At 56.9% G+C, this 12,105-nt stretch carries 15 protein-coding genes; 7 read left to right on the plus strand and 8 right to left on the minus strand.

Features of this window, described 5'->3' with window-relative positions; all coding sequences use genetic code 11:
- Positions 1-32 precede the first annotated feature (32 nt).
- Entirely contained in the window at positions 33-218 is a 186-nt protein-coding gene (locus tag ACQY7R_RS26045) for a hypothetical protein (protein WP_428308463.1), read from the plus strand.
- 358 nt (positions 219-576) lie between these two features.
- On the opposite strand, the gene ACQY7R_RS26050 is transcribed toward ACQY7R_RS26045, so the two are convergent.
- On the minus strand, positions 577-1,233 hold the full coding sequence (locus tag ACQY7R_RS26050; protein WP_428308464.1) for a DUF642 domain-containing protein: 657 nt from the start codon (positions 1,231-1,233) through the stop codon (positions 577-579).
- Positions 1,234-1,552: 319 nt separating this feature from the next.
- Here ACQY7R_RS26050 and ACQY7R_RS26055 point away from each other — a divergent pair, with 319 nt between their 5' ends.
- The gene (locus tag ACQY7R_RS26055; RefSeq protein ID WP_428308465.1) at positions 1,553-1,717 is read left to right on the plus strand and encodes a hypothetical protein; all 165 of its coding nucleotides are present in this window, start codon (positions 1,553-1,555) and stop codon (positions 1,715-1,717) included.
- 64 nt (positions 1,718-1,781) lie between these two features.
- On the opposite strand, the gene ACQY7R_RS26060 is transcribed toward ACQY7R_RS26055, so the two are convergent.
- Entirely contained in the window at positions 1,782-1,988 is a 207-nt protein-coding gene (locus ACQY7R_RS26060; RefSeq protein ID WP_428308466.1) for a hypothetical protein, read from the minus strand.
- A 910-nt stretch (positions 1,989-2,898) separates the two neighbouring features.
- Here ACQY7R_RS26060 and ACQY7R_RS26065 point away from each other — a divergent pair.
- The gene (locus ACQY7R_RS26065) at positions 2,899-3,129 is read left to right on the plus strand and encodes a hypothetical protein (protein ID WP_428308467.1); all 231 of its coding nucleotides are present in this window, start codon (positions 2,899-2,901) and stop codon (positions 3,127-3,129) included.
- Between the two features lie 101 nt (positions 3,130-3,230).
- Here ACQY7R_RS26065 and ACQY7R_RS26070 read toward each other — a convergent pair whose 3' ends face one another.
- From ACQY7R_RS26070 to ACQY7R_RS26090, 5 genes are all read right to left on the minus strand, one after another.
- The gene (locus ACQY7R_RS26070) at positions 3,231-4,469 is read right to left on the minus strand and encodes an MFS transporter (protein ID WP_428308468.1); all 1,239 of its coding nucleotides are present in this window, start codon (positions 4,467-4,469) and stop codon (positions 3,231-3,233) included.
- 15 nt (positions 4,470-4,484) lie between these two features.
- Positions 4,485-4,826 (minus strand): DMT family protein, encoded by a 342-nt coding sequence (locus ACQY7R_RS26075; protein WP_428308469.1) that lies wholly within the window; start codon positions 4,824-4,826, stop codon positions 4,485-4,487.
- 57 nt (positions 4,827-4,883) lie between these two features.
- Positions 4,884-6,314 (minus strand): ATP-binding protein, encoded by a 1,431-nt coding sequence (locus ACQY7R_RS26080; protein ID WP_428308470.1) that lies wholly within the window; start codon positions 6,312-6,314, stop codon positions 4,884-4,886.
- Positions 6,298-6,951 (minus strand): response regulator transcription factor, encoded by a 654-nt coding sequence (locus ACQY7R_RS26085; protein ID WP_428308471.1) that lies wholly within the window; start codon positions 6,949-6,951, stop codon positions 6,298-6,300. Before ACQY7R_RS26085 ends, ACQY7R_RS26080 begins: the two co-directional genes overlap by 17 nt.
- Before the next feature lie 98 nt (positions 6,952-7,049).
- A complete protein-coding gene (locus ACQY7R_RS26090) occupies positions 7,050-7,856 on the minus strand; it encodes an OB-fold nucleic acid binding domain-containing protein (protein WP_428308472.1) in 807 nt (268 codons plus the stop codon).
- An 802-nt stretch (positions 7,857-8,658) separates the two neighbouring features.
- Here ACQY7R_RS26090 and ACQY7R_RS26095 point away from each other — a divergent pair.
- From ACQY7R_RS26095 to ACQY7R_RS26110, 4 genes are all read left to right on the plus strand, one after another.
- The gene (locus ACQY7R_RS26095) at positions 8,659-8,841 is read left to right on the plus strand and encodes a hypothetical protein (RefSeq protein ID WP_428308473.1); all 183 of its coding nucleotides are present in this window, start codon (positions 8,659-8,661) and stop codon (positions 8,839-8,841) included.
- A gap of 189 nt (positions 8,842-9,030) precedes the next feature.
- A complete protein-coding gene (locus ACQY7R_RS26100) occupies positions 9,031-9,318 on the plus strand; it encodes a hypothetical protein (RefSeq protein WP_428308474.1) in 288 nt (95 codons plus the stop codon).
- 21 nt (positions 9,319-9,339) lie between these two features.
- A complete protein-coding gene (locus ACQY7R_RS26105; RefSeq protein WP_428308475.1) occupies positions 9,340-9,582 on the plus strand; it encodes a hypothetical protein in 243 nt (80 codons plus the stop codon).
- 201 nt (positions 9,583-9,783) lie between these two features.
- The gene (locus tag ACQY7R_RS26110) at positions 9,784-11,307 is read left to right on the plus strand and encodes an FAD-dependent oxidoreductase (protein ID WP_428308476.1); all 1,524 of its coding nucleotides are present in this window, start codon (positions 9,784-9,786) and stop codon (positions 11,305-11,307) included.
- A gap of 415 nt (positions 11,308-11,722) precedes the next feature.
- Here the strand turns inward: ACQY7R_RS26110 and ACQY7R_RS26115 are convergent, their stop codons facing one another.
- Positions 11,723-11,986 (minus strand): hypothetical protein, encoded by a 264-nt coding sequence (locus tag ACQY7R_RS26115; protein ID WP_428308477.1) that lies wholly within the window; start codon positions 11,984-11,986, stop codon positions 11,723-11,725.
- Positions 11,987-12,105 lie beyond the last annotated feature (119 nt).

The raw sequence follows: 12,105 nt of genomic DNA on the forward strand, positions 1-12,105 counted from the left end.
TCGGTGCCAACAACATCCAGGGAGTTACATCAATGGCCTGCAAGCTAGTAATCCAGAGCAGCGACGGCGTCGAGCTGAGCAAACTCAAAATCAAGAATCCTCACGCCGAGCACAAGGTGCTGAGTCGTTGCTTCTTCTATGTCGAAGATGGCGACGTTAAAGTCGTCGTCCGCTGTGAACGCGTTGCGGGGACCAGTGCTCGGGAAGTCGACGACTGAGCCCCATGCCTCGCCCCCGCTTCACTCTCCGCGTAGCACTACTCGTCTCGGCGATCGTGGCGGTGGTAGGCTGGAAGTACAGCTTCGTATTCCGCCGAGTCCAAGCGATGAACGCAGGCCGCCACGTATTCGTTGTGTCTCTGCCGCTTCCCGGACCTAACTCGCCGGACTCCACGAAGGTGGGCTGGCTAAGAGATCTACTGGGAGATCGGATAATACACTCGATCTACGTTGCACCTGGCGAGAACAAAACAACGGAAATGGCGCGACTGCGAGAGTTGTTTCCGGAAGCTGAGATCGATCCAGCGCCCATGTATTTGTTCTGAATCGCAATCTTTGGTGGGCGTAGCGGTCTTTCTCATCCCTGCGGGGGACGAAGCCGGCGTGAGTGTGACAACGCTGCGAATGCTGCCGGGGCGATGATGATGCCTACAGCCGGCTCGGGGATCACAGACACGGAATCGAAATAAATCCCGTTGAATCCCCCGTGCGCGCTGCTCAACACCAATTTCGTTGTCGTTGAATCGGCGGTAAACGAGTTGGCGAATCGCATCCAATTCATTTGAAGTTCAGTTGCTCCAGCGTGGGCAACTAAAGCATTTAGCAACTGGGTTGTGCCGACCACGCTGACCGATGCGGAGTAGATGGGCAACGCGAAGGCGGGATTCGGGTTATTGGAATAGAAGAGTGCAAGTCTGTAGGTATTACCCGGAACAGTAGCAAATGACTGCTCCACTCTCCCGGAACTGCTTCCGTTGATGTCGATCATCTGCAGGCCGCTATGAGCGGAGCCAAGAATGCTACCGCTGGTGATCAAGTCGATGCTACCCGCCGATACGTGCCACCCAGTAATTGCGGTCGAAGGGGTGCCGAATTCTTGGTTGCCACCAACGACAACCGGAACTTCAAAACTGCCATTCTCAATAAGATTGACAGGTCCGCTAGCAAACGTGCTTCCGATTTCTGGCAGGATGATGAGAAAGCTTACTAGGAGCGTGGAAACGCATAGCTTCATTAGAGCACTCGGATTTAGATACTTAAGGCGTGGTAAACTACGATGCCACTCTAACGCCCCCACTCGCAGGCCGCAAACTTTGAGGGGCTTCTACGTCGCCTAGTTGTTCGCCTGGCCATTGGCCGCAATCCCGTCGCCCATTGACCGGATTTCACTCAGTTTCCTTGCTGCTATCGCGGTGTTTAATGACGCTAGCGGCGTCAGAGTTTATCCAACCCACGACGGCAATTCTCTCAGCCGACTGTCAGATCACTGGCACGGCAACTGCAATAAGCCCATCCGTCACGGACGACATTGTCTGTTGAGGGAGGGGTTTTCGATGCGACTCATACTTCTCGTTTTAGTCGCCAGCTGCAGTGCCTGCCAAACCGTCGAGTTTCAGGTCGATCACTCGATGACGGGCGTCCACGTCGCTGCTAAGTTCGAGGCGAAAGACGAAGTGCAGCAAATCGCCACAGGCCCCGCGCTCATCTCAGCGCGATGATACTTAGTCGCTCATTGCTACCGACGGCGAAGGCTCCGCAGGCGCGACAGCCGTTGCATCCAAGTTAATTCAGCCAGTGGATCGTCTTCAGGACGCGCGTCACGAGCGCGAACGTTACGAGCGCGGCGAAGTAGCAGATTAGGATGCCCGGGATAATTCCAACTGCCACGGACGCCAAAAGAGACCATCCCGCGAGTACGTGTATCAGCGCAATTAAACCTGAGGCGTAGAGCATCGTCAAAGCAATAATGCCGTAGGAGACGATCTTCATCCAGCCACCTCAAGTGCATCGCCGATCTCGAGGTTCACTCCATCGAGAACACCGCGGCCAAAACGGCACATTGGCGTGCCTTCTTTATGCGAAGCCAATTTAGTATTCACAACCCATGTGTGCATGAACGTGATGCGTACTGATCTGACGTTCGGCTGATTGTCTGGCCGCCTCGCCGATCATTGCATTGATCACTTTCGGTCCGACCGCGGCAAACCGTGCAATACCAGGCGGTGTGATACCCAGCGCCTCGCTCGTAGACGACTACGTCATAGCTATGGCCGTCGGCGTTGGATGTGTAAGTGTCGACAGGCAATGGTACGTGAAATTGATTCACCGACGGCTCCGACCCGCCGACCCAGCCAGAGACTCAGCGGGCCACCGTTAAGGCTTGTCGTTTAGCAGTGCCATAGATGGGGAGCGAGCAAAGCGGCGAAATGCTCTGTCACTTCGACGAGCAAATCCGGTGGGCAGTCGGCGTCGTTAACGGTCAGCTGGACCCGTGAGCCGCGTTCGCCTACGGAGAATAAATACCCGCTGTAAGTGAAGCGAAGCCACGTCCCTTCCGCGTTGGCGTCAAACTCAGTGATCTCAACAGAGTCAAGTCGCTCGGCGTGCTGGCAAATCTTTAGCCACGAATGAGTGTATGGAAGCTCGGCGAATGTTCGCGGAACTGCGTACTTAACGACTGCTGCGTTCATTGGTGCCCTTGTTTTCTCGCTATCGACTAGCCATTCCACCTCGCGCCGAAAGCAAAGACGCCGCAGGCGGAAGGCTAGCCGTTGCTCACAGTTGGCGTGCTAAGCGAAGGGCATGCCAAACTCGCAGTCTTAATTGTCTTACTTATTGCCCTGGGCCTGCTACACTGACCGGCAAGATTCTTACCGGTCAGCCACGAGGGCGATTAACCATGGGATCGTCGGTATCGAGCGAGAGAACGTCGGGTCCGTACACGACCGAGGTAGATGGACGGACAGTTAAATGCGACTCGCTGTCAGACGCGCTGGCGCTCAAAGTTGCAGAACTCACCGCCGCGGCGGGCGGCATTGGCCCAGCGGAGAATCTGAAGCCACAGCAGCTGATCGCGGTCGCTCGCAAGTACGGCTTCGACGCCATTGCCGACAAGATCGAGAAGCTATAAGGCCACTTCCATTCTCTGCAGTGCGGCGAACACGCTCATCCCCCCAAAAACGCTGCTCTTCCCTCAAGTGGAATCTTTGCGCTACGGTGAGTGGCGACGGGCTAGAGTGATTCCGCGTGGTCGCTTACTCCAAAATAGAACCATGCGAGTCCAAGGCCGGCGACGATGGCAAGCGAAATGAACGCCGAGTTGTAGCCAAGTTCCTCAGCGACGATGCCGGCCGCAAGGTTACTAGCAGCTGCCCCTACTCCGGCCACGAGCGCCATCGACGCCAGTGCCGAATTGAACCGTCCCGTTCCCTTCGCCAAATCTGCCACCATCAAAACTCCGACGACGCCGTAGATGCCCGCGCCGATTCCATCGAGCAGTTGCACGGCAATGAGGAACGCGGAATTCGAGGAGTAGGTGTAGAGCAAACCTCGAATCGGCAGAACTGCGAAGGCAACGGCGAATACCGCTTTCGGGCTCCATCTATTTGCGCCCCACGCTGCGACTAAGGCCACAGGTACCATCACGATTTGAGCTGCGATAATGCACGCAGACATTAGTGCAGCGGCTGAATCAGCTTGGCCGATCGACACCTTTTGCCCAACCAACGGGAGCATCGCTGCGTTGGCGAAGTGAAAAAGGAACATCGCCGCTAGAAAGCGGAGCAGCTGCCCGCTCCTCAGAAATGAGAAACCTTCAGCCGGCTGCGAACTTGCTGATTCGCGAGCCCGCTCGTGATTGATCTCGTTTTCGCGAATCAGCATGGCGGAGATGCCGCTCGCCATTGCCATTCCAGCGACGAGGTAGAAAATCGCCGCATATCCAAGGTAGGTCCCAAGAATGCCTGCGAGGATGGCTGCAGCGACGTTGCCTCCGTGGTTGAATGCCTCGTTGCGACCCGTTCGGCGAGCAAAACTGGGTCGCCCCACAAGCCCGAGACTAATCCCAGCGACAGCCGGAGGAAGTACCGCCGCCGCCGCGCCGATGAGCGTCTGAGCAGCGACAATCACTGGTAACTTCGGGAAGTTGATCATTGCCACGCAGCATGTGGCGACGACGCCCGCAGCGACCGTTACTGCGAGGCGCTTGCGTCGCGTCGCATCGATGAACGCTCCAGCGGGCAACTGCGCGAGCAGTGTGCCGATCACTACCGCCGCCATCGCGACTCCCACGTCAGACGGGGTCCAGCGGCGCATCGTCGTGAGGTAGATCGCCAGATACGGGCCCAGGCCATCCTGAACGTCGGCAAGAAAAAACGTCAGCGCATCGAGTGCGAAACGACTCTGCCGCGTGACGGCAACCGAGTTCGTGCCGCTCGGCTCGCTGGAGGAGCTGTCTGTCGAGATCATCATCGGTCTTTAATTCGCTCAGCTTCGGAAAACGAAGTAGACGGCTCCGCACAAGCACAGGCCAGCCCATGCGTAATCGAGCTTGATCGGCTCTTTCATGTAGAACAAAGCAAAAGGGACGAACACAGACAGCGTAATGACTTCTTGCAGAATTTTGAGTTGCCCCACGCTCATCGTCGTGTGACCAATGCGGTTAGCAGGAACCTGAAATAGGTACTCGAACAGCGCTACTCCCCAACTGACGATGGCCGCGACGTACCAAGCTTTATTATTCATTGACTTAAGGTGCCCGTACCACGCAAACGTCATGAAGACGTTAGAGGCGACGAGTAAGGCAACTGTTTGAAGTGCGACTGGCATATCGATGGGTTTCTGGTTTCTTTTCTTAGGGCTCGCTTACGCAGTGCGGTTGATTTATCAAGCCGATGTTTCACCAATCTCCAAGTCAGGCGTGCGAAGCGGGAGTTCCACTGTGAACGTAGTTCCCCGATCGGAAGCGGAGGAGAAGTCGACTGAGCCGGAGTGTAGCGACACGATTTCCGCGACGATGCTTAAGCCGAGGCCGGCGCCCTGACCGAGTTGTCGCGATCGGGACTTGTCGGCTTGATAAAACCTCTCGAATAGCCGTGGTTGGTCCTCAACCGAAATACCACTTCCAGCATCCGCCACTGTTAGAAGAGCGTGCTCTCGGTGGGGGTAAACGGATACGAACACACCCGAGTTAGCCGGACTGTGATCGATTGCATTGGTAACGAGATTAGCGATGACTTGCGAGAGTTGCGCCGCGTCGCCATGGATTGGCGTTGGCTGCAACTGCGATTGAATTCGCACATTGCGATTACCCGCGAGCGGTGCGAGCATGTCTAAAGTCGAAGCGGCGACCTCCGCTAAGTCACAGGCCTCGTGCGAAGAGTTCAGTCGCCCAGCGTCGGCGCGAGCTAGTAGCAGCAAATCATCAACCAACCGCTTCATTCGCCGTGCGGCGCGCAGGCAAGCTGCAAGAGCTTCGGCGTACTCTTCGTTTGATCGCGGGCGTGAAAGCGTATGGTCCGCTTGCGTCAAGATAACTGTGACGGGCGTGCGAAGCTCGTGCGATGCATCGGCGGTGAATCGCACTTGCTGGTCGAATGACGATTGCAGGCGGCCTAGCATGCGGTTGAACACGTCCGAGAGACGCTGGATTTCTGAGGACGCCGACGGTAGGCCTAAGCGTCGATCGAGCCGAGTCGCAGAGATCTGCTCAGCGGCCGCAGTCAATTGTTCGAGTGGCCGCACGATGCGGTTGGCGAGCCGCCAAGCGGCGAATGCACCGATCGTAAGGACGACCCCGCCTGCAGCTAGGAGGTAGCGAACGAGCCCTCGCAATCGATCGCCCTCTTTTGCTAGTGGCCGACCAACCAAGATCTTCGCTCCTCCCGGGCCTCTAATGATCACTTCCAACTCTTCCCCGTGCACACGAGTCGCAAAGGGGCGGGGACCATCGATCGGCGGCGATTCATCTGGCCGTGAGACGTGCGGAGGGAGGGGATCGCTGGCAACCAAAATATCGCCCTGAGCATTCCAAACTGCAAAGTAGGCGTGATCTCGCGGAGCGGGACCGAACCGATGACGATACGTGCGGTCAATCACCACTGTTCCAGAGTCCTCGCGGCTACCTTTGGCGATCAACTGGGCGGCTCCCAACAGATCGGACTCGGCTTCGTTGTAGATAGCCCTTCGCATTAACAAATAGGTCGCTGTGCCGAAGCCCAGTACTGTTATGAGCAGCAGCGAAAGCTGCGCGCTCAATAAGTGCGTTCGTAGGGAGCGGCGAGACCACGTTCCAGGTGACTCATTCGGGGATGACATAGCCTTGCCCCCGTCTGGTGTGAATAACGTCCCGACCTAGTTTCTTTCGAAGGTTTGAGACGTGGACGTCAAGCAGGTTCGATAAACTGTCATCAGTTTCGTCGAACAAGTGGTCGTAGAGCTCGGTTCGACTGACGACGCGTCCGCGATGCAGAGACAGGTACTCAAGCAACGCAAATTCTCGGGGCGTCAGGTCGAGGCTTTCTTCGCCTCGTGACGCTAATCGAATTCGAAGGTCGAGAGTGATGTCGCCAATGTAATGTGTGGTCGCTGGCTGGCCGGCTGCACGACGAACTAGCGCTCGCACGCGGGCGATGAGTTCGAGCCTTTCAAAAGGTTTTGTCAGATAGTCGTCAGCGCCTAGGTCGAGTCCGTTCACCCGATCAATCAACCCGTCACGGGCTGAGAGAATCAGTATGGGCGTCGCTTTAGTACGCCGGAGCTGATCGATGAAACTCCAGCCATCTCGCTTGGGAAGCATCAGGTCAAGCACAATCGCGTCGTATTCCCAAGCCTGAGCCTTTTGCAGCCCTTCTTCTCCGTCGGCAGCGATGTCAACCGCATACTCTGCTTCGAGAAGGATTTCAGCAACGAGGCGTCTCAAGTCCGAGTCATCTTCAACTACCAGCAAGCGCATTGTCGCCTCAACGTGCTATCGCCTCCCGCCGCGTTAGGGCGGGAGGCGACCAGCTGTTCACTAACAGTACTATTCGCAGCCTCATTGTACTCGCACGATTAGCGAGCAGGCTCTGCTTGAAGCAAGCGACGTATCTCGCGTAACTCATGAAGTATTTCTTGCTGCACTCGACCGACTTCAGGGCCTGCATGGCCGTGCGGACCACCGTGCGGCGGCGGAAGCGGCCGGTCATGCGGTTTACTCCGCTCCAGCGACTTTCCAGAGTCAGTCGCCGTGATGCGGTCAGCATGCAGATGGACGTCGCCACGCGGCGTCTCGTGACGGCGACCACGGACGTCGACTTTAGTGCCCACAGTAACTAGGGCGGCTAACGCCGCGCTTTGGTGTGGTGGGAACTTAACCACAGTCCCGTCTCCAAGCGTGAAACCATCGACATCGTCGTGCGGGTTGACTGAAAGTTCACTCACGGTGCCAGCGGCGTGCATACGGGACTCCTCTTCAGGACTACGGGGCGATTGCCCTCGTGGCGGAACAACGTCGATCGATACATCTTGCGAAGCGATGTTTTCGGCCTCGAAGATTCGCTCGCCCCTCGGAAGCGTCGCTTCATGGCCGCGAATGGTGATTTCGTCTCCCACCTGAACTGCTTCAGTTACTACTGCCCCAATGTGAGGCGGGAAGTGAATAAGCTCACCGTTCTCCAGTCGAACGCCGTCGACGTCGCCATGGTCATTTTCGACGAACTCAGCAATGACTCCCGAGATCTTGCTTTCATTACCGAGGCTTTCGGGCGATGTAGAGCTAGCTGGAGGCTCAGCCGATACTTGCCATGCCAAGATCGACATGGTCGCGGCGATCCCCACGACGCCAATTCCTATACATTGCTTCCAGTAATGGCTCGTCACGATTCGACTCCTCGATTAGCTCGCTGGCCCGTGCCGCGAATGTTGAAGGAAAGTTTCCGACCAACTGACAAGATCAGTATCGGGAAACGAACCTTAAGCGAAGATGAAGCTATGGACGCGCGCACCATGGCGAGCGAGCCGTGTATCGGTAGTCAGCAGATTCTCTGCTGAAATCCTTTCTTCGGATTCTCATCTGCAAGCTTCCAACTACGAAAATCTGCGTGGCGTTACTCCCGACAATTCTCGGGAAGATCGTCGAATGACTAGGATGCCCCTGGTTGTCGCGGCACCTCACGGCCACTTTGCCACGCCCCGCCGCCTGCCCAAGGCACCTTCCTACAATGGATCTTGCCGGATTGACTGGGCGGTTCCAGCGACGCACAGAGGCGGAAGTCCACTCGCGATAAGCTTCGAGCTTCTCAATTCCAGCTGGGGCAGCTGACGTGTGCTTGCCGGTGTCCCCTGCTTCGCCTGCCCTGGCACCGCGATCTTAGCCTCGCGTCGCCGACGGTGTGGCTTCGGCACGGCTTTCGCGTTGCTTCATGAAGCTGCATCCAGCAGAGTCGCCGTGAGGTTCAGGTTACTGCCCAATACTGAGCCTTCGGCGACTGCTTTCAACGCTCCGCTACTCAGAAATGCGGACCCTTTGCAGTCACAGCGGTCGCGATCCACTCAGGAGCCAACAACCCGCCGCGCCAATCGATTCATGGATGGGCAACTCGGAGGGGGATTGGCGCGGCGGCTGCTTGATGCGTTAGCGGGCACTCGCCCACCTACATTCTCTCTCTTGGAAGGCTGAAAGATGAAACGCTATCTCTCGCTGGTCGTGCTGGCCAGCCTCGTATCTGTCGGAGGCTTGACCGGATGCTCGAAGGAAGCCTCGACCAAGACCGAAACAACAACTTCCACGCCTAACGGCGAAACGACCGTTACGACAGAGAAGACGGTTGAGCAGTCGGGCGAAAATCCTCCGCCGGCCAACTGATCGACTTTAATAACCGACTGCGGCTCTGCCGCGGCGATCCGCTTTCCTGTTTGTCGGGCCGCCGCGGTATCCGCTTTTTTGCTGCGCGGATAAGTCAACTGGCACGGCGGCTCCTAGTTTTTATTAGCCTTTCGACCGGGGGTCGCCGTGTCGGCAGATTGACGCGAGCAGCGATTCAGGAGCGTCGTCATGTCATTAAAGCCAACCACTCGCGAGCATTTCGATGAAGTGCTTTCACTGCCTCATGATCGCTCAGCGCCTGCAGAGCCAACGGCGTGGTACGCAACCGACGACGGGCATGTCATCGCCGAAGTTGGGTTTGATCCTGTATCAGAGCGTTGGCTGGGCGTGGTCTACGCACAATCGCCGGAGGGCTGGCGGGAAGTCGATCGTCACGGTGAAGGCTATTTTGATCTCGACGATGCCGAGCGAGCCATCGTGGCATCAGCAGCCACTCTTCAGCCTGCAGACCTTTAACCCCGGTGCGTAGAGGTGACCATGGATACCGAAAAGCTCTTCCCGCTTGAGTACCAGGGCAAGATGATCGCCTGCAAATCAGCTGATGATCGGAAGCTACTGCAGTCGGCAATTCTTCTCGACGGTCACCGGTCGGATTGTGACCAGTACCCCTCCGCCGAGCTTCAGCAAATGAGCAAGCTCTGCGAGCAGTACGAGCTCACCTCGCTCGCGCAACTGACCGCTGAACTAGCAAAACGTTGCGATGAGAGTGAACGCCCCTAGCGTCTACCCTTGTTGCCTCGCCCTGGGGAATGGTGGCGAAGCAACCGATGGTCGGTCCTGTCCAGGATGCCCTGGAGGGCCACTGGCTGGACCGACTGTCAATTACGCAGAACTCCGACTTTTCTTCGTTGCCCTTGGGCGGCATATACCGTGCGTTGAACTCGATAGCTTTTCTCAGCAACTTTTTGTAGAGGTGGAACCATGGAACGCATTTCACCGATCACCAGCGCGGAAAACGAATCAATCTGGGGGGCTACTGTCGAGCTGCCCAAATCGCGGCGGCTGACGACTGATCTTGACTGCGACGTCTGCGTCGTCGGCGGCGGCATTTCCGGAATAACTTCCGCATACTTGTTGGCGAAGGCAGGTCAGCGCGTCGTTTTACTCGACGATGGTCCGCTGGCAAGCGGCATGACGCACGTCACGACTGCGCATCTGTCGAATGTGATCGACGATCGCTTCGTCAACATGTTGAGCTGGCATGGCGAGTCGAACACGCGTTTGGCGACGGAGAGCCATGCAGCGGCGATCGACTTCATTGAGCGAGTGAGTCGAGAGTTGCACATTGATTGCGACTTCGAGCGGCTCGACGCCTACCTGTTTGCAGCGCCCGATCAAAACGACGTCGATCTCCACGATGAGTTTGATGCTGCCTTGCAAGCGGGCATCGAGGTGGAGTGGAAATCGCGGGCTCCCCTCACGCAGTACGACACCGGCCCTTGTTTGCGATTTCCACGACAAGCGAGGTTCCATCCGTTCAAGTATCTCGACGGGATGGTTCGTTCATTCAAACGAGCCGGCGGCAAAGTTTTTACTAATACCCACGCTGATAAAATCACGGGAGGCGAACGGGCCGCTGTCGAGATAGGCGAACATCGCGTGCAGGCTAATGCGGTGATCGTTGCCACGAATTCGCCGATCAACGACATGTTTGCGCTGCACACAAAGCAGGCGCCCTACATGACCTACGTCGTCGGCATCCGCGTTCCGAAGAGAAGCGTCGAAGACGCCCTCTTCTGGGATACACTCGATGCATATCACTACGTCCGGCTACAGCCTATTGATGAGGCGCACGACTTACTCATTGTTGGCGGCGAGGATCATAAGTCGGGCCAAGCAAACGATACCGAAGAACGCCACCAGCGGTTGATCGACTGGGCGAGCACGCGGTTCCCGACAGGCGACGTCGAATTCACCTGGGGCGGCCAGTGCATGGAGACGATCGACGGGTTGGCATTCATCGGGCGGAACCCGCTCGACGCCGACAACGTTTACGTGGCAACAGGGGACTCCGGTATGGGGATCACCCACGGCACGATCGCCGGGATGCTGCTAAGTGATCTCATCCTCAGCCGCGAGAATCCGTGGGAGGCACTTTACTCACCGTCACGCAAAACGCTACGGGCGGCGAGCGAGTTTGCTAAGGAGAATCTTAATGTTGCCAACCAATACCTGGATTGGGTCACGCCGGGCGAAGTGAAATCAACCGACGAAATAGCGCCCGGTGAAGGAGCGATCGTGCGCCGCGGCATGACAAAGGTTGCCGCGTGCCGCGACGATGATGGCAAGCTCACCGAACTGTCCGCGGTTTGTCCGCATCTTGGCTGCATCGTCCACTGGAATGGGGCTGAGCGGAGTTGGGACTGCCCGTGTCATGGATCACGGTTTCATGCCGACGGCGAGGTGGTGAACGGGCCGGCGAATACGAATCTGCCGGCGCTCTAGCGATGCGAGTCTTCCCAAACAGCGGTGTTACGCGCTAGCCGCCGGATTCTAGTGAGGTTCAGGGACACCGGCCCGCCCAACGAATCCTCGCCCTTCGCATCCTGGGCAGACTCGGTGGTGTAATCGTCGGTCGCAGGAACGAGTATCCAACATACGCGCATCGAAACAGAGCGTAACGCCAAGTCTTGTGGAACGACAGGCGGACAAGCGACACCGTTGAGGTGCCGGGCACTCATTGGCGAAGTTGGGCAACTTCGGCGGAGCCGACCTCCATTGTCAGATACTCAATCGATGCGGCATCATTCCCCACCTCAGAGGAAGCGTCGTCTCGCCGTATGTTTACCGGTCCGCCACGCCAACCCACCGCAGGGTTGTCGATCGCGAGTGAATTGGCATGGTTTTTCGGCTTTGCTGGTCAGTCGCTCATGTCCGGCGACAAAAATTCAGAGAAATGATGAAGCACATTATTCAGTAACGCTTCGGGGCAGTCTTTGGCGTTTACAGTGAATTGGATGGCCGCATCACGGTCGTGCATGCCGAATTCAAAATCGTGATAATCGAATAAAAGCCACGTGTCGCCATCTTCACCGGTGAAGCTTGTTATGCGAGAGCCGTCTAACTGCTCAACTCGATGAAAGAGGTCTCGCCAAGGATGCGAAAACGGGAGTTCGGCAAACATTCGCTTGGAAATGTGCGGATACGGGGACTCCAGCAATCCTTAGTTAGGCATTCTCATCCTTCGTGGAAGTTAAATAGTAAACGTTCAATTCTTGCGGGGGTTCGCTATAAAGGACAGGA

The sequence above is a fragment of the Lacipirellula sp. genome (assembly GCF_965279485.1).
Classification (GTDB): Bacteria; Planctomycetota; Planctomycetia; order Pirellulales; family Lacipirellulaceae; genus Lacipirellula.

Bases quoted from the DNA above. Each gene is read 5' to 3' on its own strand.
- ACQY7R_RS26050 (WP_428308464.1), bottom strand. From the start codon at position 1,233: ATGAAGCTATGCGTTTCCACGCTCCTAGTAAGCTTTCTCATCATCCTG.
- ACQY7R_RS26070 (WP_428308468.1), bottom strand. From the start codon at position 4,469: ATGATGATCTCGACAGACAGCTCCTCCAGCGAGCCGAGCGGCACGAAC.
- ACQY7R_RS26080 (WP_428308470.1), bottom strand. From the start codon at position 6,314: ATGTCATCCCCGAATGAGTCACCTGGAACGTGGTCTCGCCGCTCCCTA.
- ACQY7R_RS26075 (WP_428308469.1), bottom strand. From the start codon at position 4,826: ATGCCAGTCGCACTTCAAACAGTTGCCTTACTCGTCGCCTCTAACGTC.
- ACQY7R_RS26105 (WP_428308475.1), top strand. From the start codon at position 9,340: ATGGATACCGAAAAGCTCTTCCCGCTTGAGTACCAGGGCAAGATGATC.
- ACQY7R_RS26095 (WP_428308473.1), top strand. From the start codon at position 8,659: ATGAAACGCTATCTCTCGCTGGTCGTGCTGGCCAGCCTCGTATCTGTC.
- ACQY7R_RS26065 (WP_428308467.1), top strand. From the start codon at position 2,899: ATGGGATCGTCGGTATCGAGCGAGAGAACGTCGGGTCCGTACACGACC.
- ACQY7R_RS26085 (WP_428308471.1), bottom strand. From the start codon at position 6,951: ATGCGCTTGCTGGTAGTTGAAGATGACTCGGACTTGAGACGCCTCGTT.
- ACQY7R_RS26110 (WP_428308476.1), top strand. From the start codon at position 9,784: ATGGAACGCATTTCACCGATCACCAGCGCGGAAAACGAATCAATCTGG.
- ACQY7R_RS26100 (WP_428308474.1), top strand. From the start codon at position 9,031: ATGTCATTAAAGCCAACCACTCGCGAGCATTTCGATGAAGTGCTTTCA.
- ACQY7R_RS26045 (WP_428308463.1), top strand. From the start codon at position 33: ATGGCCTGCAAGCTAGTAATCCAGAGCAGCGACGGCGTCGAGCTGAGC.
- ACQY7R_RS26115 (WP_428308477.1), bottom strand. From the start codon at position 11,986: ATGTTTGCCGAACTCCCGTTTTCGCATCCTTGGCGAGACCTCTTTCAT.
- ACQY7R_RS26060 (WP_428308466.1), bottom strand. From the start codon at position 1,988: ATGAAGATCGTCTCCTACGGCATTATTGCTTTGACGATGCTCTACGCC.
- ACQY7R_RS26055 (WP_428308465.1), top strand. From the start codon at position 1,553: ATGCGACTCATACTTCTCGTTTTAGTCGCCAGCTGCAGTGCCTGCCAA.